Origin of the sequence: Streptococcus mitis, assembly GCF_001074635.1 — a bacterium.
Classification (GTDB): Bacteria; Bacillota; Bacilli; order Lactobacillales; family Streptococcaceae; genus Streptococcus; species Streptococcus mitis_E.
In genome coordinates, this window is record NZ_JUQO01000020.1 from 1 (window position 1) to 11206 (window position 11206).

General features: G+C 39.2%; 6 protein-coding genes. 2 read left to right on the forward strand and 4 right to left on the reverse strand.

What is annotated here, in order from left to right; all coding sequences use genetic code 11:
- Positions 1-93: 93 nt before the first annotated feature.
- Entirely contained in the window at positions 94-474 is a 381-nt protein-coding gene (gene mscL, locus ADI58_RS00745) for a large conductance mechanosensitive channel protein MscL (RefSeq protein WP_049521092.1), read from the forward strand.
- Between the two features lie 40 nt (positions 475-514).
- Here the strand turns inward: mscL and hemH are convergent, their stop codons facing one another.
- Positions 515-1609, reverse strand: a complete 1095-nt coding sequence (gene hemH / locus ADI58_RS00750) for a ferrochelatase (RefSeq protein WP_049521088.1) — start codon at positions 1607-1609, stop codon at positions 515-517.
- A gap of 154 nt (positions 1610-1763) precedes the next feature.
- On the opposite strand from hemH, the gene pepT reads away from it, so the two are divergent.
- The gene (pepT, locus tag ADI58_RS00755) at positions 1764-2987 is read left to right on the forward strand and encodes a peptidase T (protein ID WP_049521089.1); all 1224 of its coding nucleotides are present in this window, start codon (positions 1764-1766) and stop codon (positions 2985-2987) included.
- A 35-nt stretch (positions 2988-3022) separates the two neighbouring features.
- Here pepT and ADI58_RS10480 read toward each other — a convergent pair whose 3' ends face one another.
- The 3 genes from ADI58_RS10480 to adcAII form a co-directional block, all read right to left on the reverse strand.
- On the reverse strand, positions 3023-6814 hold the full coding sequence (locus ADI58_RS10480) for a pneumococcal-type histidine triad protein (protein WP_049521090.1): 3792 nt from the start codon (positions 6812-6814) through the stop codon (positions 3023-3025).
- 209 nt (positions 6815-7023) lie between these two features.
- Entirely contained in the window at positions 7024-10026 is a 3003-nt protein-coding gene (locus tag ADI58_RS00765; RefSeq protein WP_049521091.1) for a pneumococcal-type histidine triad protein, read from the reverse strand.
- 7 nt (positions 10027-10033) lie between these two features.
- A complete protein-coding gene (adcAII, locus tag ADI58_RS00770; protein WP_000744915.1) occupies positions 10034-10951 on the reverse strand; it encodes a zinc-binding lipoprotein AdcAII in 918 nt (305 codons plus the stop codon).
- Positions 10952-11206 lie beyond the last annotated feature (255 nt).

Consider the following 11206-nt stretch of genomic DNA (forward strand, 5'->3'; position numbering starts at 1 on the left):
TTTTAAAAAATAAAATTTCTGAGCATATATCTTGCAAGCTTTTCTTAATTAATATATAATGAAGAGTAAAAATTTTTGAAAGGTAAAATGAAAATGTTAAAAGATCTTAAAGCATTTTTGCTTCGTGGTAATGTTGTTGACCTTGCTGTCGGTGTGATCATTGCCTCTGCTTTTGGTGCAATCGTTACATCACTTGTTAACGATATCATCACTCCACTTATTTTGAATCCAGCCTTGGAAGCTGCGAAAGTACAAAACATCGCTGAGCTTGCTTGGAATGGTGTTACATATGGTAAATTCTTGAGTGCTGTTATCAACTTCCTAGTTATCGGTACTGTTCTCTTCTTCCTTATCAAAGGTATTGAAAAAGCTCAAAGCCTTACTAAGAAAGAAGAAGCTGCTGAAGAAGCTCCAGCTGCTCCAACTGAATTGGAAGTACTTCAAGAAATCAAAGCCCTTCTTGAGAAAAAATAATCGTTTAAAAGGATCTAGCACAAAGCTAAATCCTTTTTCTTTACTCTTTCGGCAACTTACCTGCTTTCTCAAGCATTTTCTTGATCAAATAAGGCATCTTAACATTTTCACGACCTTTTTTCTCAATCAATTTTTTAACAAATTCTGGCATTTGTAAATCTTGAGATTCGGCCAAAATGTTTTTAGTCTCATCTGAAGGAACTAACTCATCAAAGGTTTCTTCTTCTGGGAGAAATTCCTTAAACTCTTTGTCCTCATTAGCTCTGACTGTATTAACCAAGGCATCAATCAAACGAGAATCTGTATTTGGCATTGGTGGACGATGGTAGTTTACACCAAATTCCTGACATAAGTCATAACATTCCACATCATTATCAAACAAGACTTCAATATGCTCGCTAATGAAGCTGATAGGAACAAAAATATAATGGTCTGGATGTTCTTTCTGTTCTCTGAGATACTCCAAAACATCTGGCTTAATCCATGGAATCCCGATATCACTTTCACTCTGCCAAGTGTTGGTATATTGTTCTGAACTCAGTCCTAGTTTTTCAGCGACTAGCTTGCTATTTTCGAAAATTTGGTCAATATATGGGTCACCAAAATCCAAGGCAAAAATAGGCACACTATGGGCTGAAAAGATGACTTTAAAGCTATCCTGCTTTACTTCTTCTTTTAAAATCTTAGCAATTTCATCCGCCCAATAGTTTAACAGTGCTTCTTCTTGATACCAGTCCTTAATAACCAAAAATTGAATTTGCTTGCTTTCTAAAAATTTCTCATAACCCATGACAGAGTAAAAAGAATAATGAGGTTCTAAAATCAAGCAAATACACTGCTCAATACCGTCTGCTTCCATCTGACCAATCACATCTGGAATAAAGGGACTGGAAAACTTATTGGCAAAATAGACACTATATTCATTTCCTAGCCTAGCTTCTACCAAGGCAACCTCTTCACGGGTAATTCTTTGCAGAGGCGTACCTCCAATAAGTACATAATTATCATAGAGTGTTTGAATCTCGTGGTCTTGAGGTCTCACTCCGCGACGAATATTTGTGAAAAAATCAGCCACACCTTCAAAGGTAATCTCTTCTGGCGAACCGAAAGTCATCATTAAAATTGCTTTTTTCATAATCGCTTCCTTGTGATATTTTTATCAAGTTTATTTTATCATTAATTCGTTGATAAGTAAACGCCAACATAGCGAATTTCCCTAACTTCAGTCTTTTGTTTTTCTCTTCTTTCTATGATACAATGGAAAAAAATGAATTCAAAAGGAGTTTTTTATGACTTACCCCAATCTCTTGGACCGCTTCTTAACCTACGTTAAGGTCAACACGCGCTCTGATGAACACTCTACTACTACTCCAAGTACGCAGAGTCAGGTAGATTTTGCTACAAATGTTCTTATTCCTGAAATGAAACGTGTTGGTTTACAAAATGTTTATTATCTACCAAATGGTTTTGCAATTGGGACCTTACCAGCCAATGATCCATCTTTAACACGTAAGATTGGCTTCATCTCCCACATGGATACTGCTGACTTTAATGCCGAAGGAGTCAATCCTCAGGTGATTGAAAACTACGATGGTAGTGTGATTGAACTTGGAAATTCGGGTTTTAAACTAGATTCAGCCGACTTCAAGAGTCTTGAGAAATATCCAGGACAAACTCTCATCACAACCGATGGAACAACCTTGCTAGGTGCCGATGATAAGTCTGGTATTGCTGAAATTATGACTGCTATTGAATATCTGACTGCCCATCCTGAAATCAAACACTGTGAGATTCGTGTTGGTTTTGGTCCAGATGAGGAAATCGGTGTTGGTGCTAATCAATTTGATGCAGAAGATTTTGATGTAGATTTTGCCTACACTGTTGATGGCGGACCACTAGGTGAACTTCAATACGAGACTTTTTCAGCAGCTGGTGCTGAATTGCATTTCCAAGGGCGCAATGTCCACCCTGGTACTGCAAAGGGACAGATGGTAAATGCTCTGCAATTAGCAATTGATTTCCATAATCAACTCCCTGAAACTGACCGTCCTGAACTGACAGAGGGTTACCAAGGTTTCTACCATCTTATGGATGTGACAGGTAGTGTTGAGGAGGCGAGTGCTAGCTACATCATTCGCGATTTTGAAAAGGATGCCTTTGAAGCGCGTAAAGCAGCAATGCAGTCTATCGCTGATAAGATGAATCAAGAACTTGGTAGCGACCGTGTCACCCTAAACTTGACAGACCAGTACTACAATATGAAAGAAGTCATTGAAAAAGATATGACTCCAATTACCATTGCCAAAGCCGTTATGGAAGATTTGGATATCACTCCTATAATCGAACCAATCCGTGGAGGGACAGACGGCTCTAAGATTTCCTTTATGGGAATCCCAACTCCTAATATCTTTGCGGGTGGAGAAAATATGCACGGACGTTTTGAATACGTCAGCCTTCAGACCATGGAACGTGCAGTTGATACCATTATTGGTATCGTATCTTATAAAGACTAAAAAGACGAGGTAGCTTAGCTACTTCGCCTTTCTTTTTATTCTGCTGGTTTTTCTTGATTTCCAGTACTTATTGTAGATTCTGTTGTTTCCTTTTCTGAAGCTGGTTCAGCAGGTTTAGAATCTGTTGTGTTGCTTGGTTTGCTTTCGTCGCTTGCGGTATCACTGTTAGATTCAGATGCTACTGGTGCTTCGGTTTCTGTACTTGCAATTGGTTGATTCTCTGCACTTGTGCTATCAGCATTCGATTCAGGTTTTGTTGCTGGACTTGCTTCTTCACTCGCACTTGATTTTGACTTGATTTCTTGATTCAAGACCAGAATAGCTTTTGTCAATTCAAGTAAAGCAGCCTTATCTTTGCTCTTAGCAGAAAGTTGATCTAGTAATGCATCCACCTTATCAAAGTCTTCATCAGAACCCTTATTGTTTTCTAAGTAAGCGTGAAGTGACATGAGGATATCGTAAAGCTTTTGATAGAGTACAAGTGTCTGAGGATCTTGCTCAGCATTTTCCTTCTCTTGTTGAAGAGCGCTAGCGATACGAGTCAAGACATCTTTTACCTGACTGTTTACTTCATCCAAGTCTGCATCAGCCTTGTTTGTAGCAGCTTTGAGATTTTCTACTTCTTCTGCCAAGGATTGTCTGATTCCTTCTTCTTGGATTTGCTCTAAGAGTTGAGTTGCCTTGCTCAGAAGACTCTCCACTTGTTCCTTGCTGACATGATTCATATGCTCTTCAGGCATAAAGTCTCCGTACAATTCTTTCAAAAAGCCATAAATAGCTGTCTTGGCACTTTGATTATCAACTTTTTCAGTATCTAGAACTGTCTGACTTGATTTCGCAGTAGTTGGCTGAGCTTTCAAAGCTTCTTCCACTTCTTGTTTTGCCTGATAGATACTTGGGAATAATTTGTTCAATTCTGCTGCCTTAAGGAAGGATTGGGATTGATACAAGGTCCAAGTCAACTGAGCTACTTTGTTTCGAAGTTCATCACTCAAACGACCGTCATTTACGTGTTCGTAGAAGTACTTGATGTATTCTACAGTTGTAACACCTGTTCGATCATTAAAGTCTTGAAGAGCTTGAAGTTGTGATTCAACCGCTACTAAAGCAGCCTCATCTTTAGCCAATTTAGCCTCTTGGAGTCGAACGAGAAGGTCTTTCTTAGGAAGTCCAAAAGTGTCTGTATCCAGAGTATTGATTTTATCAATCAAGGCCTGATATTTCTTATCTAAAGCACTTGTTTCAACAGGTTTGACACTTTCATCAATATGGATATATTGCTTATCAAAGAGATCAAGGGTTGCAAGATAACCTGCTGTAGAGTTAGTTGCCAGTTTCTTCATGTTCTCAGTAAACTGACCTAAGGCTAACTCAATCTGTCTTTGTTCGATAGGCTTGTCTTTGTAGATACTTCTGCTATCAGCTAGAAGTTGATCTACTTTTTCCAAGACTGCCTTCTCATCAAAAGCTCCAGGTTGATAATTGGATTGTAGGGCTGGAATCTTGTTTTTCAAAGCTACTTCATAGCCCTTGGTTTGAACCTTGATGTAGTGATTGTGGTCGCCATGAGGAATCACAAAACTACCATTTTCTACCTGTAAGCTATAAGGAGACACACCATCTCGCAAAGCAGTGGTATAGAGTTCGTTTAGGAAATCAAGTTCTGGATTGCCAGTTTGGAGTGGCAAACGAACATGTTCCTTACGAACAGCATATGGGTGGATATGAGTTGGATCGTAGGCTTGGTCTGGATTTCCAAAGACAAAGAATCCGTTTGAAATTCTAATAGCTTCAAGTGGAACACCGTAGGTCTTAGAAATATAAGCAATCTTTTCTTCATCGCTAGCATCTCTTGAGAAAGACTCTACCGTTTTAGCAAGAGGTTTTACAGGCTCTGCATCATGATGTGTTTTCAGATGGTCTTGCGCTGCCTTAATTTGCTCTGCTGTCAAATCTTTCTTGAAGAAGTAATGATTGTGATCTCCGTGTGACATGACAAAGCCTTGATCATCTTCAGCAATAATACGATCGGCATCAAAATCATGGCCATGTTCGTCATGGTGATGACCATGTGCATCTTCATCATGATCGTCATCGTCATCATGTGCTGGACTTGGTGTTGCTGGTGTTTTACCTCTCAAATGATCTTGTGCCGCCTTGATTTGTTCAGGGGTCAAATCTTTCTTAAAGAAATAATGATTGTGGTCGCCATGGGTCATGACAAAGCCTGCCGCATCTTCACTGATAATTCGATTGGCATCAAAATCATGGCCGTGTTCTTCACCGTGATGGTGATCATGCTCTTCTTCATCGTGATCATCATGAGATGCACTTGGTATTGTCGTATTTGCCCCTTTCAAGTGGTCTTGCGCCGCCTTAATTTGGTCCGCTGTCAAGTCTTTCTTGAAGAAGTAATGGTTATGATCACCATGAGTCATGATAAATCCTGCTTCATCTTCAGCAATAATACGATTGGCATCAAAGCCGTGTCCACCTTCTTCATGTTCCTCATGTGAAACACTAGGATTGACTGGAAGAGATGGCGAAGGTATTGTTAGACCATTGTTTGGAAGATTCGGTTGACCAATTTGATTCGTCTTAGGAATGTAATGGAAATGATCACCATGTCTGACGATATAAGCTGTGGCTGTTTCTTCAACGATATCTTTTGGATTAAAGATATAACCATCAGATGTTGAAGAAATTTCCTTATTTAACGTTGAAGAAGCATTATTCAATATAGATGGATTACTTGGAAGACTTCCTAGACTAGACGCTACTTCATGATGTTTTTCATTTGTAGAGACCGTAGAATCAGTTCCACCGATAGGCACCATTCTAGCAATCTTTTCTTCTAAAGGAGAGAGCTTGCTGTAAGGAATAAAGTGATAATGGTCACCATGCGGAATCGCAACACCATTTGGTGTACGACTGATAATCTTAGCAGGATCAAAAACCAGACCGTCTGATTCACTGTAACGTTGGTCACTAGGCGAATCATAGAGTTCTTTCAATAGACTTTGGAGATTTTCAACTTTGCTTTCTGGCTTGCTAGTTGATTCTTGATCTATAACTTGAGTATTATTGTCACTAACTGTTGAAGAATAGCTTAACTGGCTCGGTTGCGTATTTTTGCCAGCTAAATGAGCTTTTGCTGCTGCTAACTCACTAGCAGACAAATCACTTTTTGGAATATAGTGATAGTGACCTCCATGAGGAACGATATAAGCATCACCCGTATCTTCGATAATATCAGCTGGATTAAAGACATAACCATCATCTGTCGTATAGCGCCCCTGAGATCTTGCTACAGCAACATCAGAGCTGACCTTCTCATTATCTTTGACATGTTCTTGTTTTTGACGATTGATTTCATCCTTAGTTCGAACATTATCAGCATGAGCTGCATCTTTCAGGTAGACATAATATTTTCCATCTACCTTGATGATATAACCACCCTTGACTTCATTGACAATATCTCCATCCTTAAGTTGGTAGTTTGGATCCTTCATCAAGAGTTCTTCACTAAAGAGGGCATCATAAGGAACTTTCCCGTTATAGTAATGATAGTGATCACCGTGTGACGTCACATAGCCCTGATCTGTAATTTTGATGACAATTTGCTCAGCCTGAATTCCTTCTTTCTGGCTAACCTGATCTGGTGTCAAGTTTTCACTTTTCTGACTTGATTGGCTACCATCCACATAAGAAACACGATTATTGTCCTTATTTTCCTGCGATCGATGCTGGTTCAATGCATATGCACATAGACTCAAGGATACGATAACAGCTGATCCAGCTGCTATATATTTTTTACTGAATTTCATAAATCCCTCATTTCAATAAGTAATGAAGCTTTTCTTAACTTCTTTTTCTCGGTTAAACAGTTTTTCTAAACCGGTTATTTAACCATTTAATTAACCAGTAAATAGTTTACCTTTTTTAAACTTATCTGTCAAGATTTTTATGTCATTTAAAAAAATAAAAGCCAGTATTGCTACTGACTCTTACATCATTTTGATTTATAGTATAAAGTTTATACTGCTGGTTTCATCGTAACTGACTCACTACCTTTTAACAAAGCAAGTAGTTTCTCTGCTTCTGCCATGATGCCATTATTATCCATGGTTTGGAGACTCAGATTATTTCGTAAACCAGCTAGGGTTTCTGTCGCATTAGCTTTCAGACTAGCATCTGTTACTTTAGCAAGTAAAGCTTCTACTTCTTTGAGTTTGGCTTCTACTTTTTCAGTCTCTACTTGAGGGACTTCTGGCTCAGCAGGTGTTTCCTCTACTGGCTCTTCATCTGCTTTGAAGTTCTTATTTGGATCTTCACTGTGGTCTTTCTTACCTAAGACATGCTCGCTGGCATTGCCCCATCCATCATTAGAATGTGGACGTTCGTCAGGATGTTCAACGTAGTACTTAATCGTCGCAAACAAATCTTCCAAGGTATAACCATTTGGAGCCTTGTATGAGTGATCATCAAACCAAGAAAATTTAATGTTGTGGTAATGATCCTTATGAGGAATGATTAAATTACCATTTTTTATCTCAACTGTATGCTCAACCATGTAAGGAAGTCGAACGAGTGGAATTCGTTTTTCACCTTTCACACGATTGTAAATGGCCGCTGCACTATCTCCAGTTGGATTTGCTTGAGCGTCTGCATCTGGAGACGGAGGTAGGATACCTTTTTCTTTAGTATAAGATTGAGCAGCTGCTTTTTCCTTATCAGAAAGACTATCTTTTCCAATCCAGTGACTATGACCCATATGAGGCGTTACATAGGCATCCCCCTCATCACTGATAATATCATGTTCGTCAAAAATGTAACCATCCGACGTTGTATACTTATCAGCTAATTGAGCAATGCGGACTTCATTTTCGGTATACTCAATCTGAGAATTTGGTTTGCCAAGTCGCTCTGGATGAGTAATTGGTGCTAGGAATGCCAATAAATCATCTACTAATTTTCCTTTATTAGAAGATTCATCATTCAAGCGTTCTGCTAATTTGTCTAAGGCTTGGAAATCAGAAGTACGACCCTTATTTTCAGACAAGGCTTTATGAGCCTCGGCCAATAAATTATATGCTTTATCATAAAATTCTTGGTCACGAGGAGCGACATTTTCTTTCTTCGCAACTAGGGCATGCGTCTCTTGAGTTTTCTTAGACAAGAGATTTTCAATAGCGTCAATCTTATCCTTGGCTAAGTCTTTAGCTAGAACATAACGACTAGCGCCCTTATCTTCGACAATATATCCGTCGCCAACTTTTCTAACAACCTGGTTAACATCAAATTCTGTCGGTTTATTTTCCACTGGTGCTAGAGGTTTGGTAGTAGGGGCTGGCTTCAGAGGAGTAACACTTGGCAAGACACTGCCATTTTGTCCCTTGACGGCTATCATACGAGCCAATTTTTCTTCCAGCGGTGACATTTGTGAATAAGGGATAAAGTGATAATGATCTCCGTGAGGCACTGCTACACCGTTAGCTGTACGTTTGATAATTTGGGCCGGATCAAAGACTAATCCATCAGATTCCACATGACGTTCTGATAAAGGTTTGGCATACAATTCACTTAAAAGTGTTGAAATGTCTTCCCCTTGATTTTGATGATAAGTTGGGGTGACAGTCAGGTTTGGAGTCTCTGTCAAACTTGGTTGGGCTGGTTTAGCATTATCACTACTTGGTTTACTTGAGCTTGTAGCAGAATGAGAACCCTGTTTACCATTCCAATAAGCTTGGGCAGCAGCCAATTCTCCTGCAGACAAAGCACCTTTTGGTATATAGTGGAAATGATTGCCATGAGGTACAATAAAAGCATCACCTGTATCTTCAATCACATCTGTCGGACTAAATACATACCCATCATCTGTTGTATAAGCTCCTCCAGTTCCTCTATTCGGTGCTTGCGTATTGAGATTAAAGTTTGGTTTAATGGTTGAACTTGGTTTACCTGTACTGCTTGGTTTCGGATTATCAGTATGACTTTGAACTGGCTGACCTCCAATTGGTAGATTTCGAGCCAATTTTTCTTCCAAAGCAGACATTTGCGAATAAGGAATGAAATGGAAATGATCTCCATGAGGAACTGCCACACCATTGGCAGTACGTTTTGTAATCTGTGCTGGGTCAAATACTAAGCCATCAGACTCCACATGACGTTGGCTAAGTGGCAAAGCGTACAATTCTTGAAGGAGATTAGCTAAATCTTCACTTTGACTTTCAGAATCTGTTGCAGGATTTTGAGGTGTCTCAGATTGACTCGTTCTTACACTAGATCTTGTTTCAGCTCTGCTTGAACGATATTCAACCGTACTTAATTGGCCACCTTTTCCAGATAAGAAGGCTTGGGCAGCAGCTAATTCACTGGCAGACAAGTCACTCTTAGGAATATAGTGGAAGTGATTGCCATGAGGAACGATATAGGCATCACCTGTATCTTCAATGATATCAGAGGCATTGAAGATATAGCCATCATCCGTTGTATAGCGTCCTTGGGCTCTGGCAGCAACTACCGCCTGATCGTTAGAACTGCTTCCATGATTATGACTGTGTTCCTGCTTCTGACGTTTAATCTCTTCTTTTGTCCGAATATTGTCCGCATGAGCCGCATCCTTAAGGTAAACATAGTATTTTCCGTCTACCTTAATCACATAGCCACCCTTGATTTCATTGACAATGTCTGAATCCTTCAACTGATAATTCGGATCTTTCATGAGGAGTTCTTCACTGATGATAGCGTCATAAGGAACCTTACCATTATAGTAATGATAATGGTCTCCATGAGAGGTCACATAACCTTGATCAGTAATCTTGATAACAATTTGTTCGGCGTTGATTCCCTCTCTCTTACTGACTTCATCTGGTGTCAAATTTTCTGCCTTTTGACCAGCCTGATCACCGTCTATATAAGCAACTCGATTAGAATCTTTCTTAACTTGACCAGCTTGGTACCGTCCAAGTTCATAGGAACAAACACTTAGGGCAAGGACTGCCACTGAACCTGCTACATATTTTTTATTGATTTTCATTCTTTCCTCACTTTAATTCTTCTGCTAGAACACTCATATTTTCTTCCAGGTTTTCTAAATAAGTCTTGTCATTTTGTGGGTCTGCCTCTAAAGGATTCAGAGTTTTAAGCCCCACTCCTGTTGATTTGACAAGAGTTTCAGCTACTTTCGAAGAAGCGTTACTTTCTGTAAAAATCGTTTTAACCTTATATGTTTTAACAAATTCCTGAATTTCTGTTAGTTGTCGTGGACTTGGTTCTTGTTCAGGAGAGATGCCTGCAATACCAAGTTGATTAAGTCCAAATCTCTTCGCTAGATAAGAAAAGGCTGTATGTTGTGTTACAAAAGTCTTCTGAGTCGCTTTTTCAAATTTAGGCTGGAATTTCTTAGTTAGTTCTTGAGCTTTTTTGATAAAGGCTTGCGCATTTTTCTGGTAAGTTTCTTTATGCTCACTATCCACCTCTGAAAGTTTATCAGCGATAATCTGAGCTTCTTCGCCAGCTTTTTCAGGATCTAGCCATGTGTGAGGGTCATAGAGCGTTTTTTCATCAACTCCATCCCCTGCTTCCACATCTTCTAGCCCTGGGACGCGGTCTAAAGTCATTCCCTCTGAAGCCTCTAAAACCTTCACTTTAGATTTTTTTAGATTGGGATCTAAACTTCCTGCCCAAGATTCGAGCGTATGAGAATGGTAAACAAAGACATCTGCATCATAGATGGCCGCGATGTCATTTGCCGAAGGTTCAAAGGAGTGAATCCCACTACTTGACTGAATCATTCGAACATCATTCAAGTCACCAGATACTTCCTTAACCATAGCGTAGATAGGATAGAAACTGGTCACAATTTTCATCCCTTTCCCTGTCTGGCTTTCTTTTTGACCACAAGCACCTAAACACAAAAGAAAGATACTTAACAATACTAAAAATAAACTTTGTTTCTTCATGGATAACCCCTTAACTATTTAATTAACTGGTAAACATTCTACTCCTAAAAATTTAATCTGTCAAGCTATTTTTAGAAAAAAATTGAAATTTCTTTCACATATAAAAATCTGCTGAGTTTCAACAACTCAACAGATTCTCACTTTATATACTCAATGAAAATCAAAGAGCAAATTAGGAAGCTAGCCGTAGGTTGCTCAAAACACTGCTTTGAGGTTGTAGATAGAACTGACGAAGTCAGCTCAAAACACTGTTTT

Coding starts and splice junctions, on each gene's coding strand:
- mscL (WP_049521092.1), top strand. CDS start 94: ATGTTAAAAGATCTTAAAGCATTTTTGCTTCGTGGTAATGTTGTTGAC.
- hemH (WP_049521088.1), bottom strand. CDS start 1,609: ATGAAAAAAGCAATTTTAATGATGACTTTCGGTTCGCCAGAAGAGATT.
- pepT (WP_049521089.1), top strand. CDS start 1,764: ATGACTTACCCCAATCTCTTGGACCGCTTCTTAACCTACGTTAAGGTC.
- ADI58_RS10480 (WP_049521090.1), bottom strand. CDS start 6,814: ATGAAATTCAGTAAAAAATATATAGCAGCTGGATCAGCTGTTATCGTA.
- ADI58_RS00765 (WP_049521091.1), bottom strand. CDS start 10,026: ATGAAAATCAATAAAAAATATGTAGCAGGTTCAGTGGCAGTCCTTGCC.
- adcAII (WP_000744915.1), bottom strand. CDS start 10,951: ATGAAGAAACAAAGTTTATTTTTAGTATTGTTAAGTATCTTTCTTTTG.